Raw genomic sequence first — 19,845 nt, 5'->3', positions numbered from 1 at the left:
AATGCGACAAGTCACCGATATGGTGCGCAGGAACAGCGTGACGATCACGGGCAACCGACAGGGCCCGGTGGTCGTCCTCGCGCACGGTTTCGGCTGCGACCAGCACCTGTGGCGCCTGATGATCCCGCTGCTCGAACCCGACTTCACCGTGGTGCGGTTCGACCACGTCGGCTCCGGGCGTTCCGATGCGACCGCCTGGGACTCCCAGCGCTACTCGCGGATGGAGACCTACGCCGAGGACGTCGTGGACCTGTGCCGGAGCCTGGATCTCGGGCAGGTGCTCTTCGTCGGCCACTCGGTGAGCGCATCGATCGGTGTCCTCGCGGCGGCCGCTGCCCCGGAGGTCTTCTCCGGTCTCGTGCTGCTCGCGCCGTCCCCGCGCTTCACCGACGATCCGGCCAGCGGATACCGAGGTGGGTTCAGCACCGACGACATCGACGAGCTGCTCGAATCCCTCGAGGCGAACTATCTGGGCTGGACCGAGTCGATGGCGCCGGTCATCATGGGCAATCCCGAGCGACCGGAGCTCGGCGACGAACTCGCCGAGATCTTCTGCCGCACGGATCCCGAGGTGGCGCGCGCCTTCGCCCGGGTGACCTTCCTGTCCGACAACCGCTCCGACCTGGCCGCGGTGTCGGTGCCCACGCTCGTCGCCCAGTGCGCCCACGATGCGATCGCTCCGCGCGAGGTCGGTGCCTTCGTTCACGAGCAGATCCCCGGGAGCGAACTCGTGACCCTGAACGCGACCGGCCACTGCCCGCAGCTCAGCGCACCCGAAGAGACAGCAGCCGCGATCGCGGCGTTCGCGCGCCGATCGGGGTGACGGCGACGACCGATCGAACCCTCGATCCCCGTATCCGACACGGCGATGCGCTGTACGACAACGCGCCGTGCGGATTCCTGACGACGCTCCCGGACGGCCGGATCACGGAGATCAACCGGACCTTGACGGACTGGCTCGGGTTCACGAGCGACGAACTGCTCGGCAAGCGGTACTTCTCGGACCTTCTCAGCGTGGGCGGCCGCATCTACCACGAGACCCACTACGCGCCGCTCCTCCTCATGCACGGACAGATCAACGGGATCGCCCTCGAACTCGTCCGTGCCGACCGGACCCGGCTGCCGGTCCTGGCCGCCTCGGTGGTCGAGCCGGACGCCGAGGGCAGGCCCACGCTGATCCGCACGATGCTGTTCGATGCCCGCGAGCGCCGCGCCTACGAGACGGAACTGCTCCGTGCCCGTCGCGAGGCCGAACTCGAGCGTGAGCGGCTCCGCACGATCAACGCCACACTCCAGGCGACCCTTCTTCCGCCGAGCCTGCCCGCGGTACCGGGACTCGAGGTCGACGCGTACTACCACATCGCGTCCCCCGACGAGGTCGGCGGCGACTTCTACGACCTGTTCCCCGCGCGCGCCGGCACGTGGGGGCTGTTCCTCGGCGATGTGTGCGGAAAGGGCGCTTGCGCAGCGGCGGTGACGTCGATCGTCCGCTACACGCTGCGCGCCGCGGCGGTCTACGAGACGGTCCCGTCCGCGGCGCTCAGGACGCTCAACACCACCCTGCTCGACGAACGCGACAGCGAAACGCGAGCTCCCTTCTGCACGCTCACCTTCGGCACGGTCGCGCCCGATCCGGACACCGGACGGGTCGACATCCGTCTCGCCTCGGGTGGGCATCCGCCGCCGCTCCTCGTGCGCGCGAACGGCAACGTCGACTATCTCCCCACGATCGGCGGACAGCTGATCGGAATGCTGCCCACGCCGCGGCTCGTCGAGCACACCTTCGCGCTGCGCCCCGGCGACATGCTGCTGCTGTACACCGACGGGGTGACCGAGGCCCTCGTCTCCGGTGAGACCCGTGAACGCTTCGGGGAGGACCGGCTCCTCGAGCACGTCCGCGCATCGAAGCCGACGAGCGCGGCGGAAGCGGTCGGGGCCGTCCGCGAGGCGCTCGCGACGCTCGGGGCGGGCGTGCAGGACGACGTCGCCCTGCTCGCCCTGCACGCGCCCCGGTAGAACGATCACCAGCCGCGTTCGGCGAGCCGGTGGGGCTGCGGGATCTCGTCGACGTTGATACCGACCATCGCCTCGCCGAGGCCCCGCGAGACCTTCGCGAGCACGTCGGGATCGTCGTGGAAGGTGGTGGCCTTGACGATCGCGGCCGCACGCTGGGCGGGGTTGCCCGACTTGAAGATTCCGGATCCGACGAACACGCCCTCGGCCCCGAGCTGCATCATCATCGCGGCGTCGGCGGGGGTGGCGATGCCACCGGCGGTGAAGAGGGTGACGGGCAGCTTGCCGGCGCGGGCGACCTCGACGACGAGGTCGTAGGGGGCCTGCAATTCCTTGGCGGCGACGTAGAGCTCGTCCTCGGGAAGCGAGGTCAGACGCCGGATCTCCTGGCGGATCCGGCGCATGTGGGTCGTGGCGTTCGAGACGTCGCCGGTGCCGGCCTCGCCCTTGGAGCGGATCATCGCCGCGCCCTCGTTGATACGGCGCAGTGCCTCTCCGAGATTCGTTGCGCCGCACACGAACGGCACGGTGAACGCGAACTTGTCGATGTGGTTCTCGTAGTCGGCGGGGGTGAGCACCTCCGACTCGTCGATGTAGTCGACCCCGAGGGCCTGCAGGACCTGCGCTTCGACGAAGTGGCCGATGCGCGCCTTGGCCATGACGGGGATCGAGACGGCCTCGATGATGCCGTCGATCATGTCGGGATCGCTCATGCGCGACACGCCGCCCTGCGCGCGGATGTCGGCGGGCACGCGTTCGAGGGCCATGACCGCCACCGCGCCGGCGTCCTCGGCGATCTTCGCCTGTTCGGGGGTCACCACGTCCATGATCACCCCGCCCTTGAGCATCTCGGCCATGCCACGCTTGACGCGGGCGGTACCGGTGACGGGGGCGGTGTCGGGGCTGGTCACGATGGGAGTCCTCCTCGGTGGACGGATCGGCGAAAGCTGCCGGCGCACGGGCGACGGGCAGCGGAACCGAGCCTAGGGGCGCAGCCGAGCCGGTCCTATAGCCAGTTCGGAACAACTGGACTGCCGCACACCGGTCCACTCCTCGGACGGGCACTGAAGATCCTGCGCATTCCCGAAAGGAACCGTCCAGTTTCACGAACTGGATCTCTACGTAAGAGGCCCTGCGACCGGACCGAAAGGGTTCAAAATTTCACCGGATCGCGCGGATCTCCGGCTCCAGCCGCCGCGTCGCGACCTGCCTCGCCTCATCGAGGAGCTCGGGCAGATCGTGCGGGTAGACCGGGTTCCCGGACCGCACCAGCGCCTGCAGTTCGTCGTCGTCGAACCAGCGATGGTCGAGGCGCATGCTCCGTTCGAGATCGGTGAAGCCGTCTGCAGCGGGTTCGAAGGACGGCACCCGCACCGAGAAGAACAGCTCCTCCGAGTGCAGGACCTCACCGTTGAACGGGAAGACGGCCACGCGCCGCCACATCGGCCCGCACAGGAGGTCGCGCTCGACCCGCAGACCGGTCTCCTCGGCGAGCTCCCGGAGCGCGGCCGTCGCCAGGTCCTCGCCGGGCTCGACGGCGCCACCGATCGTGAACCAGAAGTGCCGCTCGGGCACCGCGGGGTCGTGTCCGCGCAGCAGCAGGACCCGGCCGTCCTCGTCGAGCACGACGACGCGAGCCGACGTGCGTGCCCGATCCGGCACCGGGGTGGTTCGCGAAGCGGGAGCAGGGGCCGCTCCTGAGGAAGGGGACGTGCCGGGAACGGCCGGAGGCGCGGTGGCGACCGCACCCGCCCGCTCGGCAATCTCGAAATAGGTGGGCAGCGGCGCGGTTCCCCCGAGGTGCAACCAGCGGACCGGCCGTCGGGTGCGCAACGCCAGGGTGTCGCGCACCGCGTCGTTGTGGAAACGACGGGCGATGAGCACCCGCGCCTCCGCGTCGGCGAGCTCGGCCACGAGTTGGGGGCGCAGCCGGCCGGTCTCGAGCCGTGCCAAGGAGGCCGACAACGCGTTCTCGGCCTCCTCGCGCCGGGCGCGGTCCGCACGTTCGGCAGTATCGGCGAGCAGGGCGAGTGTGCGTCCCTCCGGGACCGGGATCGATGCCACGATGCTCCGCACGACCGCCGCGCGACGCGCCAGGGCCGCATCGAGTGCCTGCCAGGACAGATCCGAGCGCACATGGAGGCGGTCGAGTCGGTTGGCGGTGGAATAGGCCCACACACCGATCGCCACGACCACGGCGGCGATCAGCGACAGGACGAGGATCGTCACCGCGCTGACGGTCACGACCGGACCTCCCGCACCGGGCCGGCACCGACGGTGACGGTCTCGTAGACCCGCAGGATCTGATCTGCGACCACCGGCCAGTCGTACGCTTCGACCACCGTGGATCCGAAGTCGACCAATGCCTGCCGGCGGTCGTCGTCGTCGAGGACCTCGAGGAGTCCACGCGCGAGCGCATCGGCATCGGCGACCGGGACGAGGACCCCGGCCTGCCCGTCGCGCAGTACCCGGCGGAAGGCGTCGAGCTGGGAGGCGACGACCGCCGTCCCCGCGGCCATGGCCTCGACGAGCACGATGCCGAAGCTCTCACCACCGAGGTTCGGCGCGCAGTACACGTCGGCGCTGCGCATCGCGGACGCCTTCTCGTCGTCGTCGACCTGCCCGAGCAGCCGCAAGTGCCGGAAGTAGCGTCCCGCTTCCTTCCGCAAGCGGTCCTCGTCACCGCGCCCGACCACGAGGATCTCGATGTCGGGATGTCGGGCGACGAGCGCCGGCAACGCGCCGAGCAGGATCTCCATGCCCTTGCGGGGTTCGTCGTACCGGCCGAGGAAGAGCACCGTGCGGCCCGCTCGCGGGTAGCCCGGCAGCAGCGGGGCGTGCCGGAAGAACGGCACGTCCACACCGTTGGGGATCTCGACCGCATCGGCACCGAGAGAGGTGACCTGCCACCGCCGGGCCAGCTCGGACACCGCGATCCGGCCGCTGATCTTCTCGAGATAGGGCTGCAGGACACCCTGGAAGGTGCTGAGCACCAGCGATTTCGTCGTCGACGTGTGGAAGGTCGCGACGATCGGTCCTTCCGCCACCTTGAGCGCGAGCATCGACAGGCTCGGCGCGTTCGGTTCGTGGATGTGGAGGACGTCGAAATCGTTGTCGTTGATCCAGCGGCGGACTCGGGCATAGGAGACCGGACCGAAACTCAGGCGCGCGACGGACCCGTTGTACGGGATCGCGACGGCGCGACCGGCGGAGACGACGAAGTCGGGCAGGGGCGTCGTCTCCGACGCGGGTGCCAGCACACTCACCTCGTGCCCGCGGCCGATGAGGACCTCCGCGAGATCCACGACGTGTGCCTGTACTCCACCGGGAACGTCGAAGGAGTACGGGCAGACCATCCCGATCCTCACCTACGCCTCCATCCGGGCGCGGCGAGCCTCCGACAGGTCGTCGAGCCACAACGGCTGCAGCATGTGCCAGTCCTCGGGGTGGGCGGCGATGTTGGCGGCGAACCGGTCGGCGAGGGCCTGTGTGGCAGCGTCGATCCCGACACTCACGTCGAGCTCCGGATCCACGCGGAACCCCCAGCCGTCCTCGGTGAACCAGCAGTGCACCGGCAACAGTGCCGCACCGGTGTCGATGGCCAGTTTCGCCGGTCCGGCGGGCATGCGGGTGGGTTCGCCGAAGAAGGTGACCGGCACTCCCTTGCGGGCGAGGTCGCGTTCGCCGAGCAGGCACACGATCCGGTTGTCGCGCAACCGCGCGGCAAGCTCCCCGAACGGCGGCGTCTCCCCGCCGCTCGAGGGGAAGATCTCGAAACCGAGACCCTCGCGGTAGTCCACGAAGCGGCGGTAGAGGGACTCCGGACGCAGGCGCTCGGCGACCGTGGTCAATCCGCCGAAGTAGCGGACGCACCACACGCCGGCGAGATCCCAGTTCCCACTGTGGGGCAGCGCCAGGATCGCGCCGCGACCGGCGGCGAGCGCCGCCTCGATGTGCTCACGGCCCTCGATGGACGAATCGATCGACTTCGCGGTCGCGTCGAGATCCATCGACGGCAGGCGGAACGCCTCGCGCCAGTAGCGCGCGTAGGACCGGACCGACCGGCGGATCAGATCGTCGGGCACCTCGTGCGGCTGCACCCCGAGCACCCGCGCGAGGTTGCGGCGCAGTTGCTGCGGTCCGCCGCCACGGCGCGCCGCATGGTCGGCGCCGGCGTCGAACAACCGTCGCGCGACGCCGTCGGGCAGTGCCCGGACCAGGCGCCAGCCACCCGCGTACGCGAGATCGGACGCCTTCTCGCCGACACTCACTGTGCTCCCCCGTCGTCCCGGGTCTCCGTCGTCCGCCCGGCCGGGGGCGTGATGGGAAGCAGTTCGCGCGCACCCGCGGAGTTGCGGACGGCGAGCACCCGCTGGAAGACGGTGATCACCGATCCGACGACGAGCAGCCACATGGCGATGTGGATCGCCCAGTCGAGTCCGAGGCCGGTGAGACCGGCGCCGACGAGCACGATCACGAGCCGGTCGGGTCGTTCGATCAGACCGCCGTCGGCGGACAGTCCACTCGCTTCGGCCCGCGCCTTCGCGTACGAGATGACCTGCGAGGTCACCAGACAGAGCAGGGTGGCGACGAACAGCGGACGGCTCTGCTCGTGGTAGACGGACCACCACGCGAGACCGGCGAAGATCGCGCCGTCGGCGACCCGGTCGCAGGTCGCGTCGAGAACCGCGCCGAAGCGCGTTCCGCCACCGCGGGCCCGGGCCATGGCTCCGTCGAGCATGTCGAACATGACGAACAGCCAGATGACCATCGCACCCCAGAACAGGTGTCCCATGGGGAACAGGGTCACGGCGGCGGCGATCGTGGCGACGGTGCCGACGAGTGTGACGGCGTCCGGAGTCAGGCCGGTACGGATCAGCGCCTTGCCGAGCGGCGCGGTGACCTTCGACACCGACGCACGCCCGAAGAAGCTCAGCATCCCGCGACCCCTGTCTTCCTGTCCGACCGTTGTGTCCGGAATCCGATCCTGCCACGAGTAGGGCCGGAAATGCGCAGTCGGCCCGCAGCGGATCGACACGCGAACGGCACCACGGCCGTACGATGCGATCGCGACGACTCGGGGAGGGCTGTCACTCGTCCCATGCCGAGGCGAGCAGTGCACGGGTGTCGCGCAGCAACTGCACCATGACCTTCGACCCACCGAGGACGGTGATGAAGTTGGCGTCGCCGCCCCAGCGCGGCACGACGTGCAGGTGGAGATGCTCGGCCAGCGAGCCTCCCGCCGCGGCACCGAGGTTGAGGCCGACGTTGAAGCCGTGCGGACGCGAGACGCGCTTGATGACGCGGAGCGCCCGCTGCGCGAACTGCATGAGTTCGGCGCTCTCCTCGGGCGTCAGGTCCTCGAGGTTGGCCACCCGGCGATACGGTACGACCATCAGGTGCCCCGGGTTGTACGGGTACAGGTTGAGCACCGCGTACACCGTTTCGCCGCGAGCGACGACGAGACCTTCCTCGTCGGACATCTTCGGGATATCAGTAAAGGGTTCGTACGGCTCGTCGCGACCTCGCGGGGACTCGGTGATGTACGACATCCGGTGCGGCGACCACAGGCGCTGCAGGTGGTCGGACTCCCCCACACCGCGATCGACCATCGACGCGGGACTGTCGTCGGTCGCGGGGATGTCGGCTGGCCCCGGAGTGCGATCGCCCGTCACGACGGGCTGCCTTCCCCACCGGAACCGACGAGCTCGGCGGTGGGCGAGGCGTTCTCGCGGCGACGGACCCATTCGGTCACGATCCGCACGGCCTCGTCGACCGGCACGCCGTTGACCTGCGTGCCGTCGCGGAAACGGAAACTGACCGCGCCCGCCGCGACGTCGCGCTCACCGGCGAGCAGCATGAACGGCACCTTCTGCGTGGTGTGGGTGCGGATCTTCTTCTGCATACGGTCGTCGGAGACGTCGACCTCGGCCCGGATCCCCTGAGCCTTCAGCTTGCCCACGACGTCGAACAAGTGGTCCTCGAAGTCCGCGGCCACAGGAATGCCCACGACCTGGACGGGCGAGAGCCACGCCGGGAAGGCACCGGCGTAGTGCTCGGTGAGCACGCCGAAGAACCTCTCGATCGACCCGAAGAGCGCCCGGTGGATCATGACGGGCCGGTGTTTCGCCCCGTCGGTGCCGGTGTACTCGAGCTCGAATCGCTCCGGCAGATTGAAGTCGAGCTGGATCGTCGACATCTGCCAGCTGCGGCCCAGGGCGTCCTTGACCTGCACCGAGATTTTCGGACCGTAGAAGGCCGCACCGCCCGGATCCGGGACGAGGTCCAGACCCGAGGCCTCGGCGACCTCACGCAGGGTGTCGGTCGCGACGTCCCACAGCTCGTCGCTGCCGACGAACTTCTTGGGATTCTTCGTCGACAGTTCGAGGTAGTAGTCGTCGAGCCCGTAATCCTTCAGCAGGTCGAGGATGAACTTCAGGACGCTGGTGAGCTCGGCGCGCATCTGCTCCGGGGTGCAGAAGATGTGCGCGTCGTCCTGCGTCATGCCGCGCACACGGGTGAGTCCGTGGATCACACCGGACTTCTCGTAGCGGTAGACGGATCCGAACTCGAACATGCGAAGCGGCAGCTCGCGGTACGAGCGGCCTCGCGACCGGAAGATCAGGTCGTGCATCGGGCAGTTCATCGGCTTGAGGTAGTAGTCCTGACCCGGCTTGCGAACCGTGCCGTCCTCGTTGAGCTCCTCGTCGATGTGCATCGCCGGGAACATGCCGTCGCGGTACCAGTCGAGGTGACCGGAGACCTCGTAGAGGTGGCCCTTGGTGATGTGCGGCGAGTACACGAACTCGTAGCCGGCCTCGACGTGCCGCTGACGCGAGTAGTTCTCCATCTCCTGGCGGATGATGCCGCCCTTCGGATGGAAGACCGGCAGTCCCGAGCCGAGCTCGTCGGGAAACGAGAACAGGTCGAGTTCGGTGCCGAGCTTGCGGTGGTCGCGGCGCTCGGCCTCGGCGAGGAGTTCGAGGTGCGCGTCGAGCGCCTCGGTGGACTCCCAGGCCGTGCCGTAGATGCGCTGCAGGCCGGCGTTGTCCTGGTCGCCGCGCCAGTAGGCCGCGGAACTGCGCGTGAGCTTGAACGCCGGGATGAACTTGGTGGTGGGCACGTGCGGGCCGCGGCACAGGTCCTTCCAGACGAGCTCACCCGTGCGGGGGTTGAGGTTGTCGTAGATGGTCAGTTCCTTGCCGCCGACCTCCATCACCTCGGGGTCCGGCTCGAAGTCACTGCTTCCTGCCTTGTCGTCGATGAGTTCGAGTTTGAACGGTTCGTCCTTCAATTCCTCGCGGGCGTCCTCGAGGCTGTCGACGACGCGACGCGAGAAGCGCTGGGCATCCTTGACGATCTTCTTCATCCGCTTCTCGAGCTTCGCGAGATCTTCGGGCGTGAAGGGACGCTCGACCTGGAAGTCGTAGTAGAAGCCGTCGCGGATGGGCGGGCCGATGCCGAGCTTCGCCTCCGGGAACTCCTGCTGCACGGCCTGTGCGAGCACGTGGGCGGCCGAGTGGCGGATGACGCTGCGACCGTCCTCGGTGTCGGCGCCGACGGCCTCGACCTCGACGTCCGATTCCGGCGTCCACGAAAGATCGTGCAGCGTGCCTTCCGAGTCGCGGACGACCACGATCGTCTCGGGCCCCTTGGTGGGCAGACCCGCGTCACGGACCGCCGCGCCCGCAGTGGTCCCCGCGGGCACCCGGACGGTCGTGGCTGGTTTCGTGGATGCGGGCGTGGTCACTGTGACGGACTCCTCGGCTCGATGCCTGATACGTGGTCGTCGCCGGACGCGTGCTGCGGTCGACGATCGCGAGCACACGGCAACTTCATCATGCTATCGACATCCGCCCGGGCAGCGAACACAGGGAGCCGAGCGGAGAAACTCAGAGGTGGTTGAGACCCGTCAGCACCCGTTCGAGCAGTTCGACGTTCGGTCCCACCTTGTCGGCCGTGCGGTGCACGGTGATCTCGCCGGTCGCCGCGAGATCCCCGACGAGCACGCGCGCGACACCGAGCGGGATCTGCGCGAGGGCCGCGATCTCCATGATCGATCTCGGCTGGGCGCACAACGCCAGCACGAGGCGATGCTCGTCCATCGCCGGACCGGACTCACTGCCCATCGCGGAGGGGACGGCCGACACGAGCACTTCGAGAGGCAGCTCCACCTCGGCTCGGGTGCGTCCCCCGCTCCGCACGAACGGGCGCACGAACGACGACGTCTCTGGCTGGTTCATGTCCTCGATTCCCACACTGGTCCCGGTGCCCGCATTCCGGCCGGCCGGCTGCTCTGCACCGCCCGACAACGCTCTGTCGACCGGCTGCGCTGTGTCGACCGGCTGCTCTGCACCGCCCGACAACGCTCTGTCGACCGGCTGCGCTGTGTCGACCGGCTGCGCTGTGTCGACCGGCTGCGCTGCGGGACGGTACATCTCGGCTGCCGTGACCTCGTCCACGACGGGGCCCGGCTCGCGGTGATTCCGTACCGGCACGGCGTGATCCGCCGGCCGCCGACGTCGACGGGACCGACCGGATCCGAATCTCGCTCCGGTCGCCCCCACGACCGGCCATTCGCTGTCCGCAACGCTCATCCGGACGTGCCCTCCTCGACGACCACGATCCTGCCATCACTACGCGCACTTCGGCCACAAGCACCACAGCTGTGCCCACACGACACGCGTGGTCGGGCCCGAGGGGGCCGTTGCGGTTCGAAGGAAACAAGCGCTCGCGGGCGACCACCCGACCGGGCGCCACGCACGCTCAACGATTTCATCAAGGTACGAAAAAAGGCACCCCTGCGGGGGTGCCTTTCGTCACTGCTGATCTCGGTGGTCCCGGCTGGGATCGAACCAGCGACCTCCCCGGTGTGAACGGGACGCTCTTCCACTGAGCCACGGGACCGGGCCGCTCCGCAGCGGCTCGAACGAGATGGAACACTAACACGCTCCCGCCATGAAGACGAATCGCCTGGTCCCAGCGTTTCGACGCGGATGTTCCGTGCAGCGCGTTCGGGTGGCGCCTCTCGCGCGCGTACGCGAGCGGGCAGGAGACCGTGCTCGTAGAGACGAGAAGGCGCACCCGGAGCCCCGGGACGTGGACGGCCCTCAACTCGGGAGGACCGGGGAACGCAAGTGTCGGCCGGAGCGACACGAGCGGGGGACGCGGGCTCGGCCTCCGAAGCCCTATTCGTCGCCTCCCGCAGGGGTCATCAGCCCGTCACCTTCGCGAAATCTACCGGTTTTCTGCCGTTGACCTGCGGATTTGTGCGTTTCGTAGATGCTCGGCTACTGTTTTGAACCGCACCACGGAGAGCACGACGCCGAACGGTGCGAATGCGGATGTAGCGCAGCTGGTAGCGCATCACCTTGCCAAGGTGAGGGTCGCGGGTTCGAATCCCGTCATCCGCTCGAGAGGTTGGACTCGACCTTTTACGGTGGAGTGGCCGAGTGGTGAGGCAACGGCCTGCAAAGCCGTGCACACGGGTTCGATTCCCGTCTCCACCTCGCGCGATTAGCTCAGCGGGAGAGCGCTTCCCTGACACGGAAGAGGTCACTGGTTCAATCCCAGTATCGCGCACCAGGTTCGACCAGCACGTGGGCCGAGCCGGTTCACCGAAAGAACGTGCACATGCGGATGTAGCGCAGCTGGTAGCGCATCACCTTGCCAAGGTGAGGGTCGCGGGTTCGAATCCCGTCATCCGCTCCATTCCGGCGATCACCATGCCGGCGCGATTAGCTCAGCGGGAGAGCGCTTCCCTGACACGGAAGAGGTCACTGGTTCAATCCCAGTATCGCGCACAGAAGATGAAGGCTCCCTTCGAATTTCGAAGGGAGCCTTCATTCGTTCGTGGAGACGCATTCGTTCGTGGAGACCGCCGATCGTCCGGGCCACCCGGTGAGAATCCGGCAACGGGTGATCCGGTGCGGAGATATTCCCCCGCACCGGACCGGCGCGTCACGCGCCGAGCGTGTTGATCCCCGCGATCATCGCCCGCAGCGACGACTCGTTGCCGGTCTCGCCCGTGCCCATCACCCAGGTCGTGCGCTCGCCGGAGCGGCACAGCAGGAAGGTCGCGGACATCTCACCGAGGTCGTGGCGGTGGAACGACAGGATCTCGATGTTCAGCCCGAGGTCGTACAGCATCGCGGTCATCGCGGCGATCGGTCCGCAGGTCGTGGCGGATGCCGTATGGATCGTGTCGCCGATCGCGATCGTCGCCTCGAAGGCGCTGCGTCCCGCACCCAGGGCCGTCGCGGTCCAGCCACCGAGGCGGACCGGGCCGTGCTGCGCACCGTAGGTGGATTCGAACTCCGTCCAGCTCATGCCGGAGGCTTCCTCGCGCAATCCCCGAGGAAGGCCGCGTCCGTAGCGGGCGAAGAACGGATCGGCATCAGGGGTGCCAGAGGGGAACATCGGAGCGAAACCCGAGAAGGAGGTGAAGGCGTTCATCGTTCGTAGTGGTCTTCCACGAGAAGGAAGGACCGACGCGTAGCTCAACGACCCGCAGCGAGGGGTCGGTCCGAATCAGACCCCGCTACGGCGGTGAACTACGAGTACGCGCTTCATAGCCGCGACGGTACAACGCACCGACATTTCGTGCAAGTCGCATGCACGGGACCGTGTGACGCAACCGTGACCACGGTCGCTGGAACCTGAGGGATCCCTCATGTAGCGTGGATGTTGCCATCCCCCCGATGGTGTCGAACCCCAGCCATGACCCCCCATCCAAGGCTGGGGTTCAGCCATATCCGGACCCTTCTCCGTCTCGCGTCCGGGCTCGTGTCTCCGTCTCGCATCGACACGCGGGGCACCTGCCGTATCGTCCCGTCCGAGTGCTTCACTGGTGTGCATGTCCATGCCACCACTCGAAGAAGCAGTCTCCGTCGACGAGGCGGGCATCTGGGACGCCGAGGCGATCGCCCAGGTCGCCGCCGCGACCTTCCCGCTCGCCTGCCCTCAGGACGCCGCCGAGGACGACATCGCCGACTTCATCGAGCGCACCCTCAGCGCGGAGAAGTTCGCCGAGTACCTGTCCTCCCCCGAACGCATCGTTCTCGAGGCGCGCGCGGGTGAGGAGATCGTCGGTTATCTGATGGCAGTGGACGCCGCTCCCGAGGATCCGGCGATCGACGCGATGATCACGGCGCGGCCGGCGATCGAGATCAGCAAGCTGTACGTGATGCCGGGCCATCACGGTTCCGGAATCTCTGCGGCGCTCATGGATGCGATCGTCGCGCGGGCCCACACACTCGGGCGTGTGGGCCTGTGGCTCGGCGTCAACCAGGAGAACACCCGCGCCCGGCGCTTCTACGAGAAGCAGGGCTTCGAGGTGGTGGGCACGCGCACGTTCGTCGTGGGGGCGCAGACGCACGACGATTTCGTCATGCAGCGCACCCTCCGAAGGGATGCCGGCCGGTGAGCCGGTGATGGGGTGAAGGTCGACCCGGCGCGCATGAGCGCCGGGTATCCGATCAGCCCGCGGCAACCTCGAATCGGGACAGCGCCAGCAGACGGGACGTCGCGCGCAGGTACTTCTTGCGGTAGCCGCCCGCGAGCATCTCGGGCGTGAAGATCTCGTCGAGCTTGGCGCCGGAGACCGTCACGGGGATGCTCGCGTCGTACATGCGGTCGGCGAGGACCACCAGACGCAGGGCCACCGACTGGTCCTTCGCCGGGTGCACACCCTCGAGGAATACGGCGGGGACACCCTCGACGAGCTTGCCGTAACGGGACGGGTGCAGCGTGCTCAGGTGCGCGCACAGCTCGTCGAAGTCGTCGAGCGTCGCACCCGGGATCGCGTCGGCGCGCTCGGTGAGCTCTGCCGAGTCGACCGGATCGGGTGCAGGCGGCAGGTCGCGGTGACGGTAGTCGGGGCCGTCGACGCGGATGGTCTCGAAGATCGACGCGAGCTTCTTGATCTCGCGCAGGAAGTCCTGTGCCGCGAACCGTCCCTCACCCAGCTGGCCGGGGAGCGTGTTGGAGGTCGCGACGATCGAGACGCCGCGGGCCGACAGTTCGGTCAGCAGGCGCGAGACGAGCATGGTGTCGCCCGGATCGTCGAGTTCGAACTCGTCGATGCACAGCACGCTGTGGTTCGACAGCTCCTCGACGGCCTTGTTGAACCCGAGGGCGCCGACGACGTGGGTGAGCTCGACGAACGTGCCGAAGGCCTTGGGCGCGGGTGCGCTGTGGAAGATCGAGGCGAGCAGGTGGGTCTTGCCCACGCCGAAGCCGCCGTCGAGGTAGAGGCCGGCCCCCTGCGGCTGGGAGCGGCGGCCGAACAGGCCGCGCTTGCCGCCGCGGATCTTCCCGATCTTGCCGACGAACTCCGCAGCGGTCGTCACCGCGGCCGCCTGGCTCGGCTCGTTCGGATCCGGAATGTACGACTCGAAGCTCACCTCGTCGAACATCGCGGGGGGCACCATCTGCGCCACCAACTGGTCTGCAGGCACCACCGGATTGCGGTCGACGAGACGTTCGTGCATCAGCCCAGGGTACGACCGCATCATGCTCGGATCCTCACTCGAATCCGGAATGCGACCTACTTCACACGGCGTTCACCTCGGCGTCATGCACCGGGAGGACACTTCGGATCGGCCGCTCGACCACCGGTTGCGCGCGGCCGCCGGTGAACCTGGCAGGCTGTGCGCATGCGCAGATCGGGAGTGATCGCCGCGATGTTGATCACGGTTGCCGCGGCGTCGACCGCGTGCGGAGCAGGACCGTCGATACGTCCCGACGTCGCCGTGGTGCGCGACGATCCCGGTGTCGCCGTCGACGGGACCCCGCAGGACGAGACCGAGGTACCCGAACTTCCGGTGCCGTCGGCCGAACCGGCGTGGCGGAACTGCACGGACGAGACGCTCTCCTCGTTCGACGCACCGCCGGGTGCCCAGGGCCTCGTTCTCGAGTGCGCGGAGGTCGTCGCCCCGATCGATGCGGCCGGCACCGTGACGGGCACCTTCCCGCTGGCAGTCATGCGCGCACGACTGCCCGACACCCCCACCGACGTGGCGCCGCTGGTTCTCACGACCGGCGCCGACGTCGCGTCGACGCGCGCACTGACCGCCATGGCGACCGGCGCGATGTCGGGTGCACTGGCGATGCGTCCGATCGTCGCGGTGGATCGGCGCGGGATCGGCAACTCGCTCGCGATCGACTGCATCTTTCCTGCTGATCGTCGCGGTCTCGGCGATCTCGGACAATTCGGTCGCACCGGCGATGCACCCGAACGCGTCGCCGATCTGGGTCGTCAGGCGACCGTCTCGTGCACCGACTACCTGCAGCCGCAGCAGCTGATGTTCGGCGCATCACACGCCGCCGACGACATCGAACGCCTCCGGCAGGCATGGGGCGTGGACCGGATCGGTCTTCTCGGGGTGGGGAACGGTGCGACGGTCGCGCTCGCCTACGCCGCCGCCTATCCGGGCGCGGTCGGCCGTCTCGTCCTCGACTCCCCCGCCGCGGCCACCGCCGACGCCGAACTCATGGCCGAGTCGCAGGCCCGCGGCGCGGAGGCCGCCGTCGATGCCTTCGCCCGGCAGTGCACCGCCCTCGACTGCGCCCTGGGCGACGATCCGCGCGCGGCGATCGAGGATCTGCACGAGCAGGCCACCGAGGGTGAACTCGCGCCGGTCTCGGCCAATTCCTTCCTCACGGCGCTGACGGGTGTCCTCGGCACGCCGCGCGCCGATCTGCAGGCCCGCGTCCGTGAGGTGGCGGACGTCCTCGCAGCCGCGCGGGACGGCGATGTCATGCCGCTCATCGAACTGGTCGGTGTGGCCGAGGAGAGGCTCTCGACGGACGGTCAGTTCGTCGCCCGGTGCAGCGACGGACAGCGCTGGCCGACCCCGACCCACGCGGGCGATCTCGCCCGGAGTTGGTCCACCCTCTATCCGCTGTACGGCGCGGATCTGGCGACGGGCCTGACGGCATGTGCGGCGTGGCCGAGCCTGCCTCCCCCGCCGCTGCCGGCGGCGCTCGACGTGCCCGTGCTCGTCTCCTCGGGGGCCGCGGACCCGGTCGTGGGCAATGCCGGCGTGGAGTCGGTGACCGGTGTGCTCACCGCAGGCGGTATCGCCTGGGCGTCACTGTCGTGGCAGGGTGCCGGTTACTCGGCGGTCCTGCACTCGGGATGCGTGCAGGCGCGGGTGGAGACCTATCTGTCCGACGGAGAACTTCCACCCAACGGGAGCCTGTGCCCCGCGTGACGTTCCCCGGTCGGGGGCAGGGCGTGTGCACGGGTCCGCAGGCCCGCGGTGTACCGTGCCGTAGTGTTCCTCAGAAGTCTCGAACCCCGGACCGCACGTACGACCGCCGAGGTGGTCAAGGCTGTGGTGTGGCCCCTTGCCGTACTGACGGTTCTGCACCGGGTCGTGATCAAAGCGGTCAACGGGTTCCGGACGGACGACTTCACCCCGGTCTACAACGCCGCGCTGGCCTTCCTCAACCGCCGGCCGGTGTACACCGCCGAGTTCCAGTGGGTCGATCCCCACTACCTCTATCCGCCTTCCGGCACGTTGTTGATCGCCCCGATCGCGGTGATCGACCCCGAGCGGTCGCGGTGGTTGTTCATTCTCGCCAATGCGATCGCGATCCTCGTCGCGCTCTACCTGTTGCTGCGCATGTTCGGTCTGCGACTCGATTCGCCGATCGCGCCGGTGCTGGTCTTCGCCGCGTTCGCGTCCGAGACGGTGACGAACACGCTCGTCTTCACGAACATCAACGGTCTCGTCCTGCTCGGCGAGATCGCGTTCCTGACGCTGCTGCTCAAACGACGTGATCTGTGGGCGGGGGCTGCGCTCGGCCTGACCTTCGCCGTCAAACCGATCCTCGCTCCCCTGCTGTTGCTCCCGCTCGTGCGCGGACAGTGGAAGGTCTTCATCACCGCCGCGGGTGTCCCGATCGCGCTGACGATCATCGCGTGGCCCCTGTCGGTCGACGCGTGGCAGTTCGTCGAGCACACCGTGCCGTACCTGCTCGAGTCCCGCGACTACTTCAACAGCGCGATCGTCGGCAACGGCATGTACTACGGGCTCCCGGCCTGGCTGATCTTCGGTCTGCGGGCGGTGCTCGCGGTGATGGTCGCGGTGTCGGTGTGGTTGCTCTACCGCTACTGCCGCCACGACGAGGTGTTCTTCGTGTGCACCGCCGGCGGTGTGTTGCTCGCGGCTTCGTTCCTGCTCGGATCGCTCGGCCAGATGTACTACTCGATGATGCTGTTCCCTCTGCTGATGACGGTGCTGCTGCCGAACTCCGTGATGCGGAACTGGCCCGCCTGGCTCGCCGTGTACGGCTTCCTGAGCTACGACTCGTGGCTGTCGAACCGGTGGGTGGAGGCCGGGCGCGCGGCGGAGTACATGAAGACAACCTTCGGCTGGTCGCTGCTGCTCATCGTCGTCTTCGCCGTCCTGCTCGACCGTTACCTCGTCGCGAAGCGCGAAGGGCGCCTGGCGGACGGCATCGAGCCGTCGCACCTGCTCGAGGAGAAGCAGCCCGCACGGACGTGATCGTCCGTGCCGGTGCAGACGTGACGCGCGCGCCGAGCGCGGTTAGCGTGGAGATCATGACGTCTGCTCCTCGATCCGAACCCGCACCCAAGGTCGTCCACACCGACGAGGAATGGCGCGCGAAGCTCACTCCCGCCGAATTCGCCGTGTTGCGTCAGGCCGGCACCGAGCGTCCCTTCGTCGGCGAGTACACCGACACCGAGACCGAGGGCATCTACGAATGCCGCGCGTGCGGTGCCGAACTGTTCCGCAGCACCGAGAAGTTCCACTCCCACTGCGGGTGGCCGTCGTTCTTCGACCCCGCCGACTCCGACGCCGTGATCCTGCGCGAGGACAACTCGCTGGGCATGCGGCGCATCGAGGTGGTGTGCGCGACGTGCCACAGCCATCTCGGGCACGTCTTCGAGGGCGAGGGTTACCCGACGCCCACCGACAAGCGGTACTGCATCAACTCGATCTCCCTGCGCCTGGTTCGGTCGGAGTGATCCCGGCCGCGGCCAGCGCGGTCCACAGTGCGTCGTGCCGCTCGGTGGTCGGTGTCGGTTCGACGAGTTCGAACGCGCATCCGATCGACCGGGCGGCACCGTCCGCCTTCTCGCTGTCGCCGATCATCAGCGTCCGTCGCGGGTCGACACCGAGTCTGTCGACGGCGTGGCGGAAGATCTCCGGTTCGGGCTTGACGGCGCCCACCTCGAAGGACAGCGCGAACACCGACACGAGGTCGTCGATACCGAGCCGGGCGAAGGCCGGCCGCAGGTCGAAGGCGATGTTGCTCACCACGCCGACGGCGATCCCGTCTCCAGCGAGCGCCTCGATGACGGGGACGGTGTCGGGATAGACGGTCCAGCAGTCGGGGTCGGTCACCTTCTCGTAGAGCGCCTGTGCCTGTTCGGGATCGGCCACGCCCGATCTGCGCAGCACCGTCAGGTAGGCCTCGCGGTGCCAGCGCGGTTCGCGGTCGCGGTTGGTCCACGCGTGGTGCTCGTCGGCGTCCATCTCGACGGGCTGCCCGACGGGTTGCGTCAGCCGCCGCATGAGTTCGGCCTGCCGGTGCACGTCGAAGGGTCTGCCCTCGTGGTCGGTGACGTCCGCGAGCCAGCTCTCGTCCTCCTCGAGCCGGAACAGGGTGCCGGAGAAGTCGAACAGGACGGCATCGAAGGGGGTCTCGGCCATGTCCCGAGGCTAACGGCTGAGCGACAGTGGCAGGTCGGCTCGGCTAGATCTCCTCGAGCAGTCGCATCGCCGCCATCGCGGCGGGGCCGGCCGCTCGCAGGGAATGTCCCGATGCGGACCGAGTCATGTGGCGCGAGGCTACCGACCGAGGGGCCGGCTTGCCACAATGTCTCGCATGGCTGAGACGGGTACGAGAATCCGGCGACACACGAAGCTGTCCGTCGTCGGCGCCGGGAGCGTCGGTACCGCGGTGGCGTATGCATGTCTACTCAGGGGTTCGGCAGACGCGATCGCGCTGTTCGACACGAACTCCGCGAAGGTGCGCGCGGAGGTCCTGGACCTGAACCACGGCACGCAGTTCGCGCCGTCGTGCCGGATCGAGGGCAGTGACGACATCGCGGTCACCGCCGGTTCCGATCTGATCGTCGTGACCGCGGGGGCCAAGCAGCATCCCGGCCAGTCGCGTCTGGATCTCGCGGCGGCGAACGTCGCCCTGACACGGGACCTGACTCCCGGCCTGCTGTCCGTCTCCCCCGATGCAGTGATCGTCTTCGTCAGTAATCCGGTCGACATCGTCACCCGCGCCGCGATCGCGGCGACCGGCGTCTCGGATGGCCGGATCTTCGGGTCGGGCACGGTGCTCGATTCCGGCCGGCTGCGGTATCTGCTCGCCCACCGCGCCGACGTCGCGGTCGAGAACGTTCACGCGTTCGTCGTGGGGGAACACGGCGACTCGGAGGTCGCCCTGTGGTCGAGTGCGACGATCGGCGGCGTGCCGGTGGAGTCCTTCGCCGTCGACGGACGACCCGTCTTCGGACCGGACACCCGCGCCGAACTCTTCGAGGAGGTCGTGCGCAGCGCCTACGAGATCATCCGCGGCAAGGGCGCCACGAATCTCGCGATCGGACTGTCGAGTGCCCGCATCGTGGAGGCCGTGCTGCGGAACCAGCGCCGGGTGCTCGCGGTGTCGACGCTGCAAACCGGGCGGCACGGCCTGCAGGACGTCTGCCTCTCGCTTCCCACCGTCGTCGACGCGCGCGGCGCGCACACCGTGCTCGAGGTGCCGTTGTCGCCGGAGGAGGAAACGGGTCTGGCCACCTCGGCGGCCACCCTGCGCGACGTCCAGTCGTCCCTCGGACTGTGA

The 19,845-nt window shown here is 68.4% G+C and carries 18 protein-coding genes and 6 tRNA genes; 12 read left to right on the top strand and 12 right to left on the bottom strand.

Features of this window, described 5'->3' with window-relative positions:
* The first annotated feature begins 1 nt into the window (after position 1).
* The gene (locus tag RBB84_RS06215; protein WP_064256328.1) at positions 2–823 is read left to right on the top strand and encodes an alpha/beta hydrolase; all 822 of its coding nucleotides are present in this window, start codon (positions 2–4) and stop codon (positions 821–823) included.
* A complete protein-coding gene (locus RBB84_RS06210) occupies positions 820–2,016 on the top strand; it encodes a SpoIIE family protein phosphatase (RefSeq protein WP_064256329.1) in 1,197 nt (398 codons plus the stop codon). Before RBB84_RS06215 ends, RBB84_RS06210 begins: the two co-directional genes overlap by 4 nt.
* 5 nt (positions 2,017–2,021) lie before the next feature.
* Here the strand turns inward: RBB84_RS06210 and pdxS are convergent, their stop codons facing one another.
* The 9 genes from pdxS to RBB84_RS06165 all read right to left on the bottom strand — a co-directional run bounded on the left by pdxS (position 2,022) and on the right by RBB84_RS06165 (position 10,920).
* The gene (gene pdxS / locus RBB84_RS06205; protein WP_064256330.1) at positions 2,022–2,924 is read right to left on the bottom strand and encodes a pyridoxal 5'-phosphate synthase lyase subunit PdxS; all 903 of its coding nucleotides are present in this window, start codon (positions 2,922–2,924) and stop codon (positions 2,022–2,024) included.
* A 250-nt stretch (positions 2,925–3,174) separates the two neighbouring features.
* Positions 3,175–4,257: an NUDIX domain-containing protein gene (locus tag RBB84_RS06200; RefSeq protein WP_006551382.1), complete on the bottom strand. Its 1,083-nt coding sequence runs from the start codon at positions 4,255–4,257 to the stop codon at positions 3,175–3,177.
* Positions 4,254–5,381, bottom strand: coding sequence for a glycosyltransferase family 4 protein (locus RBB84_RS06195; protein ID WP_024100742.1), 1,128 nt, complete (start codon positions 5,379–5,381; stop codon positions 4,254–4,256). Before RBB84_RS06195 ends, RBB84_RS06200 begins: the two co-directional genes overlap by 4 nt.
* Positions 5,382–6,284, bottom strand: a complete 903-nt coding sequence (locus RBB84_RS06190; RefSeq protein WP_006551380.1) for a phosphatidylinositol mannoside acyltransferase — start codon at positions 6,282–6,284, stop codon at positions 5,382–5,384.
* On the bottom strand, positions 6,281–6,952 hold the full coding sequence (gene pgsA, locus RBB84_RS06185) for a phosphatidylinositol phosphate synthase (RefSeq protein ID WP_064256331.1): 672 nt from the start codon (positions 6,950–6,952) through the stop codon (positions 6,281–6,283). The genes RBB84_RS06190 and pgsA overlap by 4 nt, the downstream gene beginning before the upstream one ends.
* 151 nt (positions 6,953–7,103) lie before the next feature.
* Complete coding sequence (locus RBB84_RS06180; protein ID WP_051121556.1) at positions 7,104–7,625, bottom strand: HIT domain-containing protein; 522 nt, start codon at positions 7,623–7,625, stop codon at positions 7,104–7,106.
* Positions 7,626–7,684: 59 nt separating this feature from the next.
* A complete protein-coding gene (gene thrS / locus RBB84_RS06175; protein ID WP_064256332.1) occupies positions 7,685–9,763 on the bottom strand; it encodes a threonine--tRNA ligase in 2,079 nt (692 codons plus the stop codon).
* Positions 9,764–9,905: 142 nt separating this feature from the next.
* Complete coding sequence (locus RBB84_RS06170) at positions 9,906–10,610, bottom strand: DUF742 domain-containing protein (protein ID WP_350247281.1); 705 nt, start codon at positions 10,608–10,610, stop codon at positions 9,906–9,908.
* A 238-nt stretch (positions 10,611–10,848) separates the two neighbouring features.
* Positions 10,849–10,920 (bottom strand) — tRNA-Val (locus tag RBB84_RS06165).
* A gap of 433 nt (positions 10,921–11,353) precedes the next feature.
* Here RBB84_RS06165 and RBB84_RS06160 point away from each other — a divergent pair.
* The 5 genes from RBB84_RS06160 to RBB84_RS06140 all read left to right on the top strand — a co-directional run bounded on the left by RBB84_RS06160 (position 11,354) and on the right by RBB84_RS06140 (position 11,816).
* Positions 11,354–11,426: transfer RNA gene (locus tag RBB84_RS06160), tRNA-Gly, on the top strand.
* A gap of 25 nt (positions 11,427–11,451) precedes the next feature.
* Positions 11,452–11,522 (top strand) — tRNA-Cys (locus RBB84_RS06155).
* Between the two features lies 1 nt (position 11,523).
* Positions 11,524–11,598 (top strand) — tRNA-Val (locus RBB84_RS06150).
* A gap of 50 nt (positions 11,599–11,648) precedes the next feature.
* Positions 11,649–11,724: transfer RNA gene (locus RBB84_RS06145), tRNA-Gly, on the top strand.
* 20 nt (positions 11,725–11,744) lie between these two features.
* A tRNA-Val gene (locus RBB84_RS06140) sits at positions 11,745–11,816 on the top strand.
* A 157-nt stretch (positions 11,817–11,973) separates the two neighbouring features.
* Here RBB84_RS06140 and RBB84_RS06135 read toward each other — a convergent pair.
* Entirely contained in the window at positions 11,974–12,468 is a 495-nt protein-coding gene (locus RBB84_RS06135) for a 2-isopropylmalate synthase (protein WP_006551375.1), read from the bottom strand.
* Positions 12,469–12,868: 400 nt separating this feature from the next.
* On the opposite strand from RBB84_RS06135, the gene RBB84_RS06130 reads away from it, so the two are divergent.
* A complete protein-coding gene (locus RBB84_RS06130) occupies positions 12,869–13,438 on the top strand; it encodes a GNAT family N-acetyltransferase (RefSeq protein ID WP_006551374.1) in 570 nt (189 codons plus the stop codon).
* Positions 13,439–13,490: 52 nt separating this feature from the next.
* Here RBB84_RS06130 and zapE read toward each other — a convergent pair whose 3' ends face one another.
* Positions 13,491–14,504 (bottom strand): cell division protein ZapE, encoded by a 1,014-nt coding sequence (zapE, locus tag RBB84_RS06125; protein WP_006551373.1) that lies wholly within the window; start codon positions 14,502–14,504, stop codon positions 13,491–13,493.
* A 165-nt stretch (positions 14,505–14,669) separates the two neighbouring features.
* Between zapE and RBB84_RS06120 the strand changes: the two genes are divergently transcribed.
* The 3 genes from RBB84_RS06120 (at position 14,670) to msrB (ending at position 18,013) form a co-directional block, all read left to right on the top strand.
* Complete coding sequence (locus RBB84_RS06120) at positions 14,670–16,229, top strand: alpha/beta fold hydrolase (RefSeq protein WP_033096718.1); 1,560 nt, start codon at positions 14,670–14,672, stop codon at positions 16,227–16,229.
* Between the two features lie 63 nt (positions 16,230–16,292).
* Positions 16,293–17,528, top strand: coding sequence for a glycosyltransferase family 87 protein (locus RBB84_RS06115; RefSeq protein ID WP_019289230.1), 1,236 nt, complete (start codon positions 16,293–16,295; stop codon positions 17,526–17,528).
* A gap of 56 nt (positions 17,529–17,584) precedes the next feature.
* On the top strand, positions 17,585–18,013 hold the full coding sequence (gene msrB, locus RBB84_RS06110; protein WP_033096717.1) for a peptide-methionine (R)-S-oxide reductase MsrB: 429 nt from the start codon (positions 17,585–17,587) through the stop codon (positions 18,011–18,013).
* Here msrB and RBB84_RS06105 read toward each other — a convergent pair.
* Positions 17,976–18,701 carry an HAD-IA family hydrolase gene (locus RBB84_RS06105; protein WP_019289229.1) on the bottom strand — a complete coding sequence of 242 codons (726 nt, stop codon included), beginning with the start codon at positions 18,699–18,701 and terminating at the stop codon, positions 17,976–17,978. The genes msrB and RBB84_RS06105 overlap by 38 nt on opposite strands.
* A gap of 175 nt (positions 18,702–18,876) precedes the next feature.
* On the opposite strand from RBB84_RS06105, the gene RBB84_RS06100 reads away from it, so the two are divergent.
* Positions 18,877–19,845, top strand: a complete 969-nt coding sequence (locus RBB84_RS06100) for an L-lactate dehydrogenase (RefSeq protein WP_064256217.1) — start codon at positions 18,877–18,879, stop codon at positions 19,843–19,845.

The organism is Rhodococcus sp. D-6 (genome assembly GCF_040256695.1).
GTDB classification, from domain to species: Bacteria; Actinomycetota; Actinomycetes; order Mycobacteriales; family Mycobacteriaceae; genus Rhodococcus; species Rhodococcus pyridinivorans.
Note: the sequence above shows the minus strand (reverse complement) of the source record. Positions and strands in the feature narration are given on the sequence as shown.